Origin of the sequence: Kitasatospora sp. NBC_00240 (assembly GCF_026342405.1) — a bacterium.
GTDB lineage: Bacteria > Actinomycetota > Actinomycetes > Streptomycetales > Streptomycetaceae > Kitasatospora.
Genome location: NZ_JAPEMU010000001.1, coordinates 1 through 15,699, shown reverse-complemented (window position 1 = coordinate 15,699; position 15,699 = coordinate 1). Strand labels below are relative to the sequence as shown.

Here is a 15,699-nt window from a genome sequence, read left to right as displayed (position 1 = left end):
CACGGCTGGATCAACGTCCGGGAGAGCGCCGGCGCCGACGACGACCATGGCGACGGCCTTGCCGTGAGGGGGACGGTCGCGACGCCCGCAGCCGACGTGTCACCTCCGGCCGGTCGGACTCGCCCGGCGAACCGTCAGGATCATCTGCCGGAGGGTACTCGGCCGGCGTTCCGGCCGCCGGTGAGGCCGTCGGCGGCGGTGGCCGCTCGCGCCGGTGCCGCGGCGCGAGGGGAGCGCCGCGGTACCGGCGGTGTTCGGGGGTTTGTCCTCAGAGCAGGACGAGGACGTCGATCTGTCCGTCGGGTCGGGTGGTGATGGTCGCCTCGCCCGGTCCCTGGGCGGGGTCGAGGTTGAGGTAGTTGGCTGCGGCGTCCGCGTCCGGCTGGATGACGTGGCGCCAGGTCTTCGTCGCCGCGGCCTCCCTGGCCATCGACTTCTTGGTCTCCGCGGCGGTCGCGCTGACCTGGGTCATGGTTCGCTCCTTCGAATGGTGGGTCGGCAGTGCCGCCCCGGCCGGGCGGCAGCTGGAAACTACCATCAGTAGTGGGTCGCACACCGACAGGCACGACATAGGTTCGTCTTCGAACGGTGCTTGCGGTTCCGCGGTCGTTCGGGTCGGGAGTCATGGTGGCCGCACCGCCGGCCCGTTGCCGTGGCCGACGTGCGCCCCATGGCTCGACCCCGGGCCCCGGGCCCCGGGCCCCGGGCCCCGGGCCCCGGGCCGCTTCGCCCGCGCGCTCCCGCCCCGCTTCGGCCGGTCCGGCCCCTCGGTCGCCCGCGTCGCCCTCGGTCGCCCGCGTCGCCCGCGTCGCCGGCGGAATCGGCCGGCGTCCGGCGGCGCCGGCCCGGGTGTCTTGACAGCCCCAGTGATTAGCCGCCATATTAGTTATATGACGAGGGACGGGGTCGACGGCGAGACGCCCACGCTGGACCAGGCCGCGCGGCAGCTGCGGCACTACGGCCTGGAGGCCGATCCGCAGGCGGTGCTGGTCGCGGTGCGACTGATCGCCGCGGGTGCGCGGGTCGGGCGGGCGACCGAGGTCCACTTCGCCAGGTACGGGCTGTCGACGGGGCGCTACCGCCTGCTCGCCGACCTGGAGGACCACGGCGGGGAGAAGTCCCCCTCGCAACTGGCGGCCGACCTCGGCGTCTCCAGGGCCACGGTCACCGGCCTCCTGGACGGCCTCGAACGCGAGGGCCTGATCGCCAGGCGCCCGTCCGCCGAGGACGGGCGGGGCACGGTGGCGGTCCTGACCGCGCGCGGTGCGCAGCGCCTGCGCGACATGGCGCCCGAGCACTTCGGGCGGCTGGAGGCGATGGTGGGCGGGCTCACCGTCCAGGAGCGCACGGTGTTCCTGGACCTGCTCGCCCGCGTCGTGCGCGGCAGCGCGGCCCTGACCGCCGACTGACCCGGCCGCAGGCCGGTCCCGGCTCCCGTCCTACGGGTGGGGGCCTTTTTCGCGACGTAATAATTAGCCTCCTAATTATATGCGGGACGGCCTCCACGACCGCCCCGCCGAACCCTTCCGCCCTTTCCGCCCCGCCGGAACACGAACGAGAAGAAGAGGCCAGCATGCCCGCAACGAAGGACAGGACCCGCCCGAGCCGGGCGGCCTCCCGGCCGTTCACGCTGTGGCGCGAGGTACTGACCGCCTACGCCGCCCCCGCACTGACCGCCGGCACCGCAGGAGCCCTCACCGGCCAACCGGACCTGACCCTGGCGGCCGCCACCTCCATCGCCGGCACCTCGGCCGTGGTGGCGCTCCTGGTCGGCACCTGGCTGCGCCGCGGCGGCCGCCCACGACCCTGGACCACGGCCCTGCCACGCCTCGTCCTGACCGCGCTGCTCGTCGTCGCCACCGCCGGCACTGCGGCCGCGGCCGGATGGTTCGCCGCCCAGTGGCTGCCCGCCCACACCCCGCTCGCCACCGCCCTCTGGCTGCAACGCCTGCGCATCGACCTGCCCGTCTCCGCCGCCCTCGCCACCGCCGTCATCACCCTGCGCTGGCGCAGCACCCTCGCCGCACCCCGGACATAGCCCACCCGGCATCCCGCCCACCCCCGGACACAGCCCCCCGGCACCGCACCCACCGGGCCACCGGCGCCGGACCCGACCGAACCCACCCGGCAGCACCCGCCGCCGGGGCGAACACAGCCGACGAGGACACACCATGATCGTTGTCATCGGAGCGACCGGCACCACCGGAACCGCCCTGCTCCACAGCCTCCGCACACTCGACGCCCCCGTACGCGCCCTCACCCGCACCCCCCACCGGCCGCTCCCCGCCGCCGCCGGCGGCGCACACCTGCGGCCCGTCCAGGTCGAGTACGCCGACGCCACCGACCCCGACTCCCTGCGCACCGCCTTCCAGGGCGCCGACCAGCTCTTCCTCGCCATGGCCAACAGCCCCGACCAGGTCGAACTCGAAACCCGCGTCATCGACGTCGCCGCCCGCACCGGGATCGGACACATCGTCAAGATCTCCGCACCCGCCGCCGAACCCCACTCACCCGTCGCCGTCTCCCGCGGACACCACACCGTCGAGGAACACCTGCGCGCCTCAGGACTCGCCCACACCGTCCTGCGCCCCTACGCGTTCATGCAGAACCTGCTGCGCCTGGCGCCCACCGTCGCCCAGGGCCTCGTCGTCGGCGCGATGAGGGACGCGCCCTGCAACTACGTCGACTGCCGCGACATCGGCGACGTCGCCGCCGCCGCGCTCACCAGGGCCGACGTCATGGGCGGCAGCTACACACTCACCGGGCCGGAGGCCGTCGCCCACCCCGACCTCGCCGCCCGGCTGACCGCCCTGACCGGCCGCCCGATCCGGTACGTCGACCTCACCCCCGACGACCTGCGCGACAACCTCGTCCGTCAGGCCCGGATGCCCGCCTGGCTCGCCGCCCACGTGGCGGAGATCCAGCAACTCGCCGTCGCCCGGCCCGAAACCCCCACCAGCACCGTCGCCGACATCCTCGGCCGCCCGCCCCGCACCCTCGACGCCTTCCTCGACGAACACCGCGACCACTTCCGCCCGTAGACCCGACCCCGGCACACCGACCCCGGGCACACCGTCCCGGGCACACCGTCCCGGGCACACCGGCGGTCCGGGGCGGTCAGCGTTTGACGCGGCTCCGGACGGCCAGGGCGGCCAGACCGAGAAGGACCGGCTCGCCGATCCGGGAGGCCATCTCGACGACGGCACCGGGCAAGGTGAGGTTCTGCCCGCCGGAGCGGAACACCACCGAGTTCACCACCACCAGGGCCGCCCTCCCCACCCTGGCTCCGGTCACCCGCCGCTCCCAGGGGAGGGTCAGCACCGGCTCCGGGGTCCTGGTCGTCAACCGGACACTGCCGGCCGCGTAGGTACCGGTGCTCCGCGGGTCGGGGGTGTCGTCGGGCAGCCCGAACAGCACCAGCAGCAGCAGGCTGGCGGCCATCGCCGCCAGCAGCCAGGCCAGTGCCCGCGACGCCCGCAGCCCGTAGCCGGACACCAGCCAGTACGCCCCGAGCAGCCGGCGCTCGGCCCGCGGGCGCCGGCGGTCGAGGCGGCGCATCTCCATCTCGCCGTAGTAGAAGTCCGCGGCGTCCGGCTCGTTGCCCGCCTCCTCGAACGCCCGGCGCACCTGCTGGTACACCCCGGCCAGATCCTCCGGACCCGGCCCGCGCCCCGGCGTCCCGTGATGCGGCCCGGCCGGCCACCCCCGGGCCCCGGCCCCGCCCGCGGCGGCCCGCCAGTGCTGCTCCTCGGCGAGCACCTTGCGCCGGGACCAGCGGGCCGGGCGCACACCACGGCGGTGCCAGCCGGCCGGCGGCCCGGCGAAGCGGCAGCCGAAGCCGATCCGGACCTGGTCGAGGTGGAAGGCACCGACGAGCCGGCAGCGGCTCAGGTCGACGTCGGTGAGTACCAGATGGGCCGCGTCCACCCCCTCCAGGGAGGCGAGGCGCACGGCGGGCGGGGCGCCGCCGGCGGCGAGCAGGCCCTCGTCGAGCTCGCCACCGCGCTGGTCGGTGAACGGCACCGGCCAGCCCTGCAGCGCCACCGGCGCCGACAGCGTCGCCCGGCTCAGGTCCAGCGTCGCGTACCGCAGGCGCAGCACCGCCGAACCCTCGAACGCCGTCCGTTCGCAGACGACGACGGCGGCACCCGCCTCGATCGTGACCTGCGCGCCGGTGAACCGGGCACCGCCGAAATCGATCAGGCCCGCGCAGGTCAAGGGCCCGAGGTGCTGCAGCCCCTCGAACACGGCCGCGTCGAAGTGCGCGTCGCCGGTGAAGGAGGCCGAGTTGAACCTCGCCTCGCCCCCGAAGGCGGCCGCCTCGAAGCTGGTGTGACCGGTGAAGGAGGCCGAGTTGAACCGGACGCCGCTGGTGAACGTGGCGGAGCCGAACCTGGCGCCGCCGGCGAACGCCGCCGCGTTGAACCGGGCGCCCTGGGCGAAGGCGGCCGCCTCGAACCAGACATGGCGGGTGAAGGCGGCCGAGTCGAAACTGGCGTGCCCGGCGAAGGAGGCGCCGTTGAACCGGGCCTCGCCGGCGAAGACCGCCGAGTCGAAACTGGTGAGGCCGGCGAACGTGGCGCCGTTGAACCGGGCCTCGCCGGCGAAGGCCACCGCGACGAACTCGGCGTCGCCGGTGAAGAGGGCCTCGGTGAAGTCGGCCCGACCGAAGCACGCCCGTCCGGAGGCGCCGTCCGTGCAGGCGCCGCGCAGGGCGGTCAGCAGGTCCTCGTCGACGGTGGTGCCGCGCAGGTCGAGGTCACCGCCGGCGGTGAGCGCGGCCAGGACGGCGGCGCGCCGCGCGGGCGGAAGGTGCTTCAGGCAGCGCCCGCCGTCCGCCACCTGAACGCCCCGGCAGCCCACCGGGTCGGCGGCGGAGGCCCCTTCCGCGCAGTGGGGCCAGGCAGGGGCGGCAGCGGCGGGTTCGGCGGTCATGACGACGTTCTAACGGCCGCCGGCCGGCGCGGGGGAGAGATCGGCAGACTGTGACAGATCCCGGAACAACACACCGCGCACCACGTACGGCGCACCACGTACGGCGCACCGCTCGTCGCGCACCGCGGACTCGGCCTTGCGCGGGCACATCCCCGGCGCATCACCCACCGATTCCCCTGAAAGCAGCTCAAGGAACGGAATATCGCCGGGACTTCCCCCTCCGGCAATCTCTCGGAGCGTATCCCCCCTTTTACGGCGCGAGTGGCCGGACGCCGTGGAACACCAGGTCAAGGGCACTGTCAGTGCCTCGTCATAGAGTGGGAACAACGCTGGAGGGGACGCCGGAAAGGCGTCGAAAACGGCGTTGGAAAAGGGGCGGAACCATGACTGCGAACAGGATCGACCACAAGGTGAACCACGTCTCCCTCGTGGTCGACAGGTCCGGCTCGATGCGTCAGCACGAGGCGCAGCTCGTCCGCGTGGTCGACGAGTTCGTGAAGGGCCTTCAGGAGGAGTCCGACCGGCTCGGCCACGAGACCCGTATCAGCCTCTACGCCTTCGACCACGAGGTGCAGAACCTCGTCTGGGACATGGACGTCAAGCACCTGCCGTCCCTGAAGGGCCTCTACAAGGTCGACAACGGTGCGACGGCACTGATCGAGGCGGCCGTGAAGTCCATCGACGACCTGAAGAACATCTGGGAGGGGTACGGGGAGCACTCCTTCCTCCAGGTCGTCGTCACCGACGGCGCGGAGAACGCCTCCGGCTGCTCGGAGACCGGCAAGATGCACGTCCGGATGGCCGCCGGCAAGGGCACCGCCGTCCTGCGCACCTGGATGGACCGCATCCACGGAGCCCTGGACAACCTCCCCGACCACTGGACCTCGGCCATCCTGGTCCCGAACTCCCTGGCCAAGCGCACCGCCCAGGAGTACGGCTTCCCCGCGGGCAACATCGCGATCTGGGACGCGGACTCCAGCAAGGGCGTCGAGGAGGCCATCGGCACCGTCAAGACGGCCGCCACGAGCTTCCTGCGGGGCCGCGAGAAGGGCGTGCGCGGCACCAGGAACCTCTTCTCCATGGGCCAGGACCTCAGCACCGCCGAGGTGAAGGCCAACCTCGACGCGATGGAGACCGGCAAGTACATCCTGGTCCCCGTCGACGAGCAGACACCGATCCGCGACTTCGTCACCGGCGCCGGGCACCGGTACAGGACCGGCTGCGCCTTCTACGAGCTGTCCAAGCGCGAGAAGATCCAGGGCAGCAAGCAGCTCGCCGTGGCCGAGAAGGACCCGGCCACCGGCCGGATGACCGGCAGGGTGTTCTCCGGCCCGGCGGCCCGCCAGCTCCTCGGCCTGCCGGCGTCGGAGGCCACGGTGAAGCCGGGTGACAACCCGTCGTACACCGTGTTCGTCCAATCGACCTCCGTCAACCGGAAGTTGGTGCCGGGCACCAAGCTGCTGGTCCTCCTCCAGCCCCAACGTCGCAGGTGAGCGGCAGGCGTTGACGGAGCGTCCCTTCCGGGCCCGGCCGTCGGTGGCCTCGGCGCGTCCGGCGGCCACGGCGGGCCTGGGGGAGGGGCCGGGCACCGACGGTGGGCCCGGCGGCCTTCCGGCCGTGTCGGCGCCGCGTCGGCGCCCGGCCTGCCCGGTGAAGTGCGGTGGCAGCAGGAGCAGTACGGCCCCCGCGGCGGTCGCGCGGCGGTCGCGCGGCGGTCGCGCGGCGGTCGCGCGCCGGCCCGCGAAGGCGCCGGACAGGTGGAGGCAGGCGGACAGGTGCGGACAGAGGTGGACAGTTCCCGTTGCCGCCGGAGCTGGAGAGTGGACACCGGTCGGGACGAGTCTGTGCGCCATGAACGATGCACGCACGCAGGCAGGGGCGGCAGGCAGGTCGCCCCACCGGTCGGGGCCGGCGGGCCGCCGGGGCCCGCCGGCCGGGCGCACCCGCACCCGCACCTGCGGCCCCGCACTCGCGGACCCGCACCTGTGAACCCACCGACCGCCGCGCACCTTCGAGGAGCCACCACGATGTCCCGCCTGCCCCGCGCCATGACCACGCTGATCGCCGCCGCAGCCCTGTCCGCCGTGCCCGCCACCACCGCCTACGCCGCGCAGGACGCCCATCGGCGCCCGCCGCGGACCGTCGCCGACTGGGCCTGCGCCTGGAACGGCACCGACCCCCGGGCGCTCGGCGCCCTGTTCACCGTCGACGGCGTCTACACCGACCTGGGCGTGGGGGTCACCTTCCACGGCCGCCAGGAGATCTCGGGGTGGAAGGCCCGCGCGGACAGCCTCATCGACAACGTCCACGTCATCGTGCGCACCGCCCGCCGCGACGGCTGGCGCATCACCGTGGAGGCCTTCTACGCCGGCCACCTCAAGGGCGCGCCCAAGTCCTTCGCCGTGCCGATGACCACCCTGCTCGACGTCGACGGCCACGGTCGGATCTCCTCCGACCAGGACCACTACAGCCTCGCCACCGTCCTCGCCCAGTCCGGCCTGCCCGCCGACTGGACCCCGCCCACCCACTGAACCGGCAGTCGGCCCGCGCGCCGACGCTCCCGGTCGTGCCCGCGCCACCTCGCTCGCCCCGGATGCCGGGCCTCGTGCTTCACGAGGCCCGGCATCTCACTGCGTGCGTCTGCCGTCGGCCGTGTCGCCCACGTCCGCGGCGAGCTCGGGGAGCAGCGTCCGGCGGCCCGCGCGACCAGGGCGTCACCGGGCGCCCCGGCATAGCGTTCACCTCCAATCAATGCAACGGATGCGAGGTCTGTCGTTGCGTTGAATTCAGAGTCGTTGCAACGAAATAGCTGCTCTGGCCTGTGCTGATGATGATAGTTCGCAATGAAGTTGTTGCGTGATCCTTGAACGCAACGTAGCTTTTCCCTCATCGGAAACAGCGGGCCGACGGAGCGCCCGCCACCGACGAAGGAGACAGCGATGCTGAAGTTCGACACCCCCACCCCGATCACCACCGTCCTCGACATCCCCGCCGGGCGGATCCGGTTCATCGCCGCCGACCGGGCGGACAGCACGGTGGAGGTCCTGCCGGCGGACGCCGCCAAGGGCCGGGACGTGAAGGCGGCGGAGCGAATCACCGTCGAGTACGCCGACGGCGTGCTGCGGATCGGGGCCGCGCCGGCGAAGAACCGGATCCTCGGCAACTCCGGGTCGGTGGAGGTGACCGTCCAGCTGCCGGCCGGCTCCCGGGTCGAGGCCAAGGCCGCCGCCGCCGAACTGCGGGGCGTGGGGCGCCTCGGCGAGGTCACCTTCGAGGGCGCGCAGGGCACCGTCAAGCTCGACGAGACCGCCGGCGCCCACCTCACCCTCCAGGCCGGCGACATCACCGTCGGCCGCCTCGGCGGCCCCGCGCGGATCAGCACCCAGCAGGGCGACCTGAACATCACCGAAGCCACCCGCGGCACCCTCACCCTGCACACCCTGGCCGGCGACATCACGGTCGGCGCCGCCCGCACCACCTCCGCGGCCCTCGACGCCGGCACCACCCTCGGCCGCATCCGCAACACCCTCAGGAACACCGAAGGCACCCCCGACCTGACCATCCGGGCCACCACCACCCACGGCGACATCACCGCCCACAGCCACTGAGCAGCAGCACCGCCGTCACGACCCGCCACCGCGACCGCACCGTCCACCACTCCTGATCCACCGCCGACCCCGGGGGCAAGACACCATGGCCAGCACCAGCACCAGCACCAGCACCAGCACCAGCAACGCCGAGCAGTCCGCCTGGACCGGCACCGTGCCGGTCGACGACACCGCACTGGCCGTGACCGACACCGGCGGGCCCGGCCGCCCCGTGGTCTACCTCAACGGCTCCTACGCCGACCGGTCGCACTGGCGGCGCGTCATCGCCGACCTCGGCGGCGAGCACCGGCACATCACCTACGACGAGCGCGCCCGCGGCCGCTCGAAGCGCTCGGCGGACTACTCCTTCGAGGCCTGCGTCCGAGACCTCGACGCCGTCCTCGGGGCGCGGGGCGTGCAGCGGCCGATCCTGGTGGGCTGGTCCTACGGCGCGATGATCGCCGTGCACTGGGCCGCCCGGAACCCGGACCGCGCCCTGGGGGTGGTGTCCGTCGACGGCGCCCTGCCGCACGAATGGCTCGACGACGCGGCCCGGGCGCAGATCCGCAAGCTGTTCCGCCGGATGAGCCCGCTCTTCCCGGTCGCCCGCCGGCTCGGCCTGGCCGCGCGGATGAGCGCCGCGCAGCACGCCGAGATCAACATCGAGGCCAACGAACTCTGCGCGCCCGCCGCCCTCGACCCGGTCCTGGACCGCCTGACCGTACCGGTCCGGTACGTGCTCGCCACGGGTGGCAACCTCGGCGGCGACCCGCAACTGATGGAGCAGATCCGCGCCAACCTCGACCCGGTGCTCGCCCGCAACCCCAACATCCGGGTCGGCTCGAAGGTCCCGAGCAACCACTCCAAGATCCTCCGCAAGGACTTCGGAGCCGTCGCCGACGCGGTGCGCGAGCTCGCCGCCACCCGCGACCACCGGGCCGGCTGAGCCCCCCCCGGACGCCACCACGGTCAACACCCTTCCGGCACCACCACGGGAGCGGCCCGACAGCCGGCGCCACCGGGCAGCGGCCCGGCAGGAGGCGGCCTCGACCGCCCGGCCCGCCCCGGCCGCCACCCGCCCGCCGTCCGGACCTCGCGCTGCTCCCCGCCCCGGCCGCCGCTGGGCCGTGTCGGCGACTTCGGGCGTGTGCCGTTGAAGCCCGAGCGGAGCGGGTCACATACTTCATGCATGAGCGACGGGTTCAGGCAGCAGACCGGGTCCACCTCGACATGACGCGAATCATCGCCGACATCTCGGTCTCCCTCGACGGTTTCGTCACCGGCCCGGACCCCGGCCCGGAGAACGGATTGGGCACCGGCGGCGAGGCGCTGCACACCTGGGCGTTCTCCGACGACCCGGACGACCGCCGGGTCCTGCACGAGGGGACCGTCCGCTCGGGCGCCGTCGTCCTCGGCCGCCGCCTCTTCGACCTGGTCGACGGGCCGGGCGGCTGGGACGACGAGACCGGCTACGGTGCCGGGGAGGTCGGCACCCCCGCCTTCGTCGTCGTGACGAGCTCGCCACCGCCGGCGGTCCGGCTCGCCGCCCTCGACTGGACGTTCGTCACCACCGGTCTGCCCGACGCCGTCACCACCGCCCGCGGGCGCGCCGAAGCGGCTTCGACGAGCAGCGGCAAGGACCTCGACGTCGTCCTGATGGGAGGCGGCGCCCTGATCCGCTCGGCGTTCGACGCCGGGCTGGTCGACCTGCTCTCGCTGCACCTGTCGCCCGTCCTCCTGGGCGCCGGGACGCCCCTGTTCACCGGCGCGGTGCCGCGCACACTGGTGCAGCGCAGCGCCGTCCCGACGTCGACCGCGACGCACCTGACCTACGACGTCCTCTGACGACGACATCACGGCGCCGTCGGAGCTCGATGACACGCGGTCAGGACCACGACGGCGCCGCACAGCCGCTCCCCGCCCCCGGCCGCCCCGCCGCCCTCGGAGGGAGGTGCGCCGGGGGAGCGCCGGGCGGGCTTCAGTGCCCGCCCGCAGGCCGCAGGGCGGTCCGGCCCTCTCGCCCAGGGGCCTCTCGTCCCGGACCTGTTCGCCTCCGCCGGGTGCGCGGTGGTCCCGGGCCCGTCGCCGACGTCGTGGCGGCCGTACGGGCGACCCGCCGGCCCGGACCGCCTGATGCCCGACCGTGCGATGCGGCACCTCGCGGAGCGGAGGGCGTCCCGCGGCACCGGGAACCCGCGGCACCGAGAACCCGCGGCACCGAGAACCCGCGCCACCGAGAACCCGCGCCACCGAGAACCTGCGCCACCGAGAAGAGGAACCAGTGATGAACCTGCACGTCAACGCGAACGAGGTGGCGGCCGTACTGCTGGCCGACGGCTGGCACGAGGTCAAGGCCGGCACGTTCGTCACCGGTCCGTTCGCCTTCGCCGGTGCCACGGACGGCAGTTCCGCCCACATCGGGGGACAGCCCGGATTTCGGATCACCACGGACGAGGGCGCGGTCGTCATGGGGCCGCTGTCCTCGGTCCTCGCCGTCCGGCTCGAGGCCGCCCGCGACCAGGAGCGCACGCCCCTGCAGGAGCTCGCCTACCGGCTGGACGGGCAGGTCGTCACGGCGGGCGGCGCCGGGTCCGTCCGGTTCGCCCACGCCGGGGAGGAGTTCGAGGTGTGGCTGGGGGCGACCAAGTACGGCCCGCGATGGCTCTTCGCCGCCGCCGGGGACCGCGACGGCGCCATCGACTACGGGTTCGCCGAGAAGGACCCCGTCGATCAGGTGGCCCGCGCGGTGATGGGCGACCTCAAGGCCGGCATGCGCCCCGGCCGACCCCAGGCCACCACGGACGACCCGACCGCCGACTGAGCCGCCGCCAGGCCCGCCCCGCGGCGCCGCCGGACCCGCTACCGGCGCACGGCCGGCGTGGCAGCGGCACGCCTCGGGCGAGGCGTGCCGTCGGGCCGACCGTGTCCGGGCGTCACTCGAAGCGTGCGGGGTCGCCGGCCCCGCGCCGGACGATGTGCGCCTCGCCCTCGGAGAAGTCGATGACCGTCGTCGGCTCCGTACCGCAGTCGCCGGAGTCGACCACGGCGTCCAGCACGTGGTCGAGCCGCTCCTTGATCTCCCAGCCCTGGGTCATCGGCTCGCTCTCGCCGGGGAGCAGCAGGGTGCTGGAGACCAGGGGTTCGCCGAGTTCGGCGAGCAGGGCGCGGGTGACGACGTGGTCGGGGATCCTGACCCCCACCGTCTTCTTCTTCGGGTGCATCAGTCGGCGCGGGACCTCCTTGGTGGCGGGGAGGATGAAGGTGTAGCTGCCCGGCGTCGCCGCCTTGACGGCGCGGAAGACGTCGTTGTCGATCTGGACGAACTGCCCCAGCTGGGCGAAGTTCTCGCACATCAGGGTGAAGTGGTGGCGGTCGTCGAGCCGCCGGATGGAGCGGATCCGCTCCAGGCCCTCGTGGTTGCCCATGCGGCAGCCGAGGGCGAAACAGGAGTCGGTCGGATACGCGATGAGGGCGTCGGAGCGGATGCTGTCGACCACGGTGCCGATGGTGCGGGCCTGGGGGGTCTGCGGGTGCACGTCGAAGTACTTCGCCATCGGCCGACCCTACGGGATCCACCCGCCCGACGGGAGCGGCCGCGCCCCATCGCGCCGGTGTCCTCGACGTCCTCGGTGCCCGGGTGTTTTCCCGGCGCTGGTCCCGGTCGCTGCCCGGGCGTTTCCCCGGCCGTCGTCCGGGTGCTGGAACGGGTTGCGGCCCCGGCCCTGTGGAGCGGTCACGGCGGGTCAGATCTTGGGGGCGAGTCGATGCCGATCGGGATGTGTTCGGAGTCGGGGCGAGGTGAGTTCCAGGGCCCGGTTGTCCTGTCCGGCGGCCATATGGTCGAGCCATCGTTCGTACCAGGCGAGGAAGTCCGGGGCCGAGGAGACGTTCGGGCCCCAGAAGCCGTCGGCGTTGCCGATGAGTACGCGCCCGGTGAGAGGGCCGCTCACGCTTACGAGGACGAGATCGCTGCAGCCGCGTTCGATGATGTGCAGGAACAGGTCACCTCGGCTCGTGGGGCGATGGGCCCGGCGGAATCCTCTTCCGTCCTGGCCGCCGTCCTTGACGTTCATCGTGAAGAGCGTGCAGTTCTCCAACGGGATCAGTCCGTAGTACGGAGACGCGCCGCTGCCGCCCATGTGTGCGAGGAAGTCCCGGTAGGGACGGGGAAGTTCCACGCCATGCTCGGCCTCGAAAGCGTCGGCCCGAGCTTTGGGCAGGCGGGGGCCGAGGCGGAACTCGTGCCGTTCCTCCCCGAAGGAGTGGCTTCGGCCGGGCGTCCAGGGGATGCGTGTCAGTTTGCGTCGCAGCCGCGGGATGCGGGAGTCCATGCGAGCTCTTCTCCTGTGTCGCCCGCAATGTATCGCACGGCTTGTCGCAGGGCGGAGAGACTCGTCCTGCGGGACGTACTCGCTCCCGCGGCAGTCGACGCCGGCACTGCCGGCTCGCTCTTCCGTTGTCGGCCCTGAGTCGCCGTCTGCGGTGGAGGCGATGTGGGCGCTCCGGGCCGTCGGCTCGTCCGTCCCGTCCCGGCGGCAGCTTCTAGGATCTGCCGCATGGCAACAAGACTCGTGCAGATCAACATGAAGGCCCGGGACGACTCCACGCTCGGCCGGTTCTGGGCGGAGGCGCTCGGTTGGGGCGTCGACAGCGAGGGACCCGGCGTGACCAACCTCGAACCCCTGAACTTCGCCTACCCCGACCCCGTGGCCGTCTGCATCGACATCATCGCCCGGCCGGAACCCAAAACGGTGAAGAACCGGGTGCACCTTGATCTGGCCACCACCTCGGCCGCCCATCAGGCGGAGTTGGTCGCGCGCCTGAAGGATCTCGGTGCGACGCTCGCCGACGTGGGTCAGGGCGATGTCCCCTGGACGGTCATGGCCGACCCGGAGGGCAACGAGTTCTGCGTCCTGGAGCCGCGCCCGGTCTACCGGGACACCGGGCCGATCGCCGCGGTGGTGGTCGACTGCGCCGACCCGCGGGCGATGGCCCGGTTCTGGGACGAGGCGATGGACTGGACGCTGCACGAGGTCGCCGACGACCACGCGACCATGCGTTCCGCCCAAGGCGTCGGCCCCTACCTGGAGTTCGTCCGCACCCCCGACACCAAGAGCGTGTGGAACCGCGTCCACCTCGACGTCTGCCCCTACCCCGGTGACGACCTGGCGGCGGAGGAAGCCCGACTGCGCGCCCTGGGCGCCACCGATCCGGGTATCGACCGGTCAGCGATCTCCTGGACGGTTCTGGCCGACCCGGAGGGCAACGAGTTCTGCCTCCTGACCCCTCGCTGACCTCGGGCGACGGTCCGGCCGGTTCCAACGAGCTCCGGCCGGGCCGCAGGGGACCAGTCACCACCTGCCGCCACCGTCCGGCCCCGCCACCGTCCGGCCCCGCCCGTTCGGCCCCGCCCGTGATCGCTGTCGTCGCCGCCGTTCCGGGCACAGCCCGGCACACCGCTGCGCGGCCGCACGCCCGGCGTCGGCCCCGGCCGTGAACCGGTGTGTTTGTCGCCACCCCGCCGTGGGTTTCGTCGTGTGCAGGACAGATTCTGGTCGATCATGGTGAACGCCGTAGCAGGCTCCCGCACGGGCGGGGCGAACGAGCGTCACATCGTGAGCAGGTGGAGGACTTCGTGGGATGGACAAGTGTGTCGTCCGCCGTCGTGGCGCCGGCGGACGGGTTCGAGTGGTTCCGCGAGAGGCTGTCGACCGATCTGATGCCCGTCGCGGTCAGTCCGGAGCGGGCGGCCGGCTTCCGTGCGGAGATCACGAACGTGGAGCTGGGCCCCGTTCAGGTGTCGGCCTTCGCATTCTCGCCGGCGCGGGCGCGCCGCACCTCGGCCCATGTCCGGCAGGGCGATCCCGAGGAGTACCAGCTCGCGCTGATCACGGAAGGCACCTTCCGGACCTCCCAGCGCGGCAACGAGTCGCTCGTCTCCGGCGATCTGGTGCTGACGGACACCTCGCGCCCGATGGAGAACGTGTCGGCCGGCGAGGACGGACGGGCCGGCGCGATCATGCTGCAGATACCCCGGGCCGTCCTGCCGCTGCACCCGGACCGGGTGGACCGCCTGCTCGCCCGGGGCATCCCGGCGACCGAGGGTACGGGGGCCGTCGTCGCCGGGTTCCTCACCACCCTGCTCCACCACGGGCCCGGCTGCCGTCCGGAGGAACTGTCCCGCCTGGGATCCATCACGCTCGACCTGGCCACCGCCTGTCTCGCCCAGCAACTGGGCGTCCTGGACGAGGCGCCGGCCGAAGCCCGCGCCCAGTTGATGGTGCAACGGATCCACGGCTTCATCGACCACAACCTCGGCGATCCCGGCCTGACCCCCCGGGCGATCGCCGACCACCACCGCATCTCCCTGCGCGGTCTCTACGCGTTGTTCGACGGGCAGTCCTCCAGCGTCGCCGCGACGATCCGCCGGCGCCGGCTGGAACGCTGCCGCGTCGACCTCACCCGACACACGCTGAGCAGCCGGACGATCCAGGAGATCGCGACCCACTGGGGCTTCTCCAGCGCCACCGCCTTCAGCCGTGCCTTCCGCGAGGAGTACGGCATCACCCCCACCGAACACCGCGCCGGCGGCCGTCAACCCTGATCGCACGAAGTGTTGAGGCGCTCTGCACACCTCGCACACCCCGCCGGGGCGCACCGATCTAGATTCGTGACTGCTGATGAGAACAGCAACGCGACGCGATCGGGACCGGTCGCCCGAACGCCGGTCGCCCGAACGCCGGTCGGCGGCGGTCGTCGGTCGACGGCCGCCGCCGACCGGGGGAGACCCCGCAGTCGCAACACGGCGACGCCGACGGGCACCTCGGGTCGCACTGCCGCCGGCGCGCAGCACCGGACCGACCGCGCGCATCCCGCCGCACCACGCCACGAGGAGAATCCTGATGACTGCCGACAACCGGCCGCAGCGTCCCGTCCTGGTCCGCGCCGAACAGGCCGAGACCCTGCAGGACGGCGCCACCAGCCTGATCACCCTGCTGGCCGACGCGGGCGACACGGGCGGCGCGTTCACCGCCAACAAGGCCACGTTCGAGAAGGGTTCGCCGGGCGCCCCCGCGCACTTCCACACGAAGGCGACGGAGCTGTTCCTCGTGCTCGACGGCAGGATGCGGATCCTCGTCGAGGACGAGGTGCTGACGCTGGGGAAGGGCGACTTCCT

The 15,699-nt window shown here is 73.0% G+C and carries 16 protein-coding genes; 12 read left to right on the top strand and 4 right to left on the bottom strand.

What is annotated here, in order from left to right; genetic code table 11:
- Positions 1-268: 268 nt before the first annotated feature.
- A complete protein-coding gene (locus tag OG689_RS00080) occupies positions 269-472 on the bottom strand; it encodes a hypothetical protein (RefSeq protein ID WP_266316448.1) in 204 nt (67 codons plus the stop codon).
- A gap of 418 nt (positions 473-890) precedes the next feature.
- Between OG689_RS00080 and OG689_RS00075 the strand changes: the two genes are divergently transcribed.
- The 3 genes from OG689_RS00075 (at position 891) to OG689_RS00065 (ending at position 3,041) form a co-directional block, all read left to right on the top strand.
- Positions 891-1,409: a MarR family transcriptional regulator gene (locus OG689_RS00075; protein WP_266316447.1), complete on the top strand. Its 519-nt coding sequence runs from the start codon at positions 891-893 to the stop codon at positions 1,407-1,409.
- A 164-nt stretch (positions 1,410-1,573) separates the two neighbouring features.
- Positions 1,574-2,038 carry a hypothetical protein gene (locus tag OG689_RS00070; RefSeq protein ID WP_266316445.1) on the top strand — a complete coding sequence of 155 codons (465 nt, stop codon included), beginning with the start codon at positions 1,574-1,576 and terminating at the stop codon, positions 2,036-2,038.
- A 133-nt stretch (positions 2,039-2,171) separates the two neighbouring features.
- On the top strand, positions 2,172-3,041 hold the full coding sequence (locus OG689_RS00065) for an SDR family oxidoreductase (RefSeq protein WP_266316444.1): 870 nt from the start codon (positions 2,172-2,174) through the stop codon (positions 3,039-3,041).
- Between the two features lie 76 nt (positions 3,042-3,117).
- Here the strand turns inward: OG689_RS00065 and OG689_RS00060 are convergent, their stop codons facing one another.
- A complete protein-coding gene (locus OG689_RS00060) occupies positions 3,118-4,935 on the bottom strand; it encodes a pentapeptide repeat-containing protein (protein WP_266316443.1) in 1,818 nt (605 codons plus the stop codon).
- Between the two features lie 383 nt (positions 4,936-5,318).
- Between OG689_RS00060 and OG689_RS00055 the strand changes: the two genes are divergently transcribed.
- The 6 genes from OG689_RS00055 (at position 5,319) to OG689_RS00030 (ending at position 11,343) form a co-directional block, all read left to right on the top strand.
- Entirely contained in the window at positions 5,319-6,428 is a 1,110-nt protein-coding gene (locus OG689_RS00055; RefSeq protein WP_266316441.1) for a vWA domain-containing protein, read from the top strand.
- A gap of 534 nt (positions 6,429-6,962) precedes the next feature.
- The gene (locus OG689_RS00050; protein ID WP_266316439.1) at positions 6,963-7,466 is read left to right on the top strand and encodes a nuclear transport factor 2 family protein; all 504 of its coding nucleotides are present in this window, start codon (positions 6,963-6,965) and stop codon (positions 7,464-7,466) included.
- A gap of 408 nt (positions 7,467-7,874) precedes the next feature.
- Positions 7,875-8,543: a DUF4097 family beta strand repeat-containing protein gene (locus OG689_RS00045; protein ID WP_266316438.1), complete on the top strand. Its 669-nt coding sequence runs from the start codon at positions 7,875-7,877 to the stop codon at positions 8,541-8,543.
- Positions 8,544-8,628: 85 nt separating this feature from the next.
- Positions 8,629-9,468 (top strand): alpha/beta fold hydrolase, encoded by an 840-nt coding sequence (locus tag OG689_RS00040; protein WP_266316437.1) that lies wholly within the window; start codon positions 8,629-8,631, stop codon positions 9,466-9,468.
- A gap of 284 nt (positions 9,469-9,752) precedes the next feature.
- Positions 9,753-10,367, top strand: coding sequence for a dihydrofolate reductase family protein (locus tag OG689_RS00035; RefSeq protein WP_266316434.1), 615 nt, complete (start codon positions 9,753-9,755; stop codon positions 10,365-10,367).
- Between the two features lie 439 nt (positions 10,368-10,806).
- Positions 10,807-11,343, top strand: a complete 537-nt coding sequence (locus OG689_RS00030) for a hypothetical protein (protein WP_266316433.1) — start codon at positions 10,807-10,809, stop codon at positions 11,341-11,343.
- A gap of 112 nt (positions 11,344-11,455) precedes the next feature.
- Here OG689_RS00030 and OG689_RS00025 read toward each other — a convergent pair whose 3' ends face one another.
- On the bottom strand, positions 11,456-12,076 hold the full coding sequence (locus OG689_RS00025) for an L-threonylcarbamoyladenylate synthase (protein ID WP_266316431.1): 621 nt from the start codon (positions 12,074-12,076) through the stop codon (positions 11,456-11,458).
- 189 nt (positions 12,077-12,265) lie between these two features.
- Positions 12,266-12,853, bottom strand: a complete 588-nt coding sequence (locus tag OG689_RS00020) for an SMI1/KNR4 family protein (protein WP_266316430.1) — start codon at positions 12,851-12,853, stop codon at positions 12,266-12,268.
- Between the two features lie 225 nt (positions 12,854-13,078).
- Here OG689_RS00020 and OG689_RS00015 point away from each other — a divergent pair, with 225 nt between their 5' ends.
- The 3 genes from OG689_RS00015 to OG689_RS00005 form a co-directional block, all read left to right on the top strand.
- On the top strand, positions 13,079-13,816 hold the full coding sequence (locus OG689_RS00015) for a VOC family protein (protein ID WP_266316429.1): 738 nt from the start codon (positions 13,079-13,081) through the stop codon (positions 13,814-13,816).
- Positions 13,817-14,157: 341 nt separating this feature from the next.
- Positions 14,158-15,126 (top strand): helix-turn-helix domain-containing protein, encoded by a 969-nt coding sequence (locus OG689_RS00010; RefSeq protein WP_266316428.1) that lies wholly within the window; start codon positions 14,158-14,160, stop codon positions 15,124-15,126.
- Positions 15,127-15,424: 298 nt separating this feature from the next.
- A partial coding sequence (locus OG689_RS00005) for a cupin domain-containing protein (RefSeq protein ID WP_266316427.1) occupies positions 15,425-15,699 on the top strand: 275 nt, incomplete at its 3' end.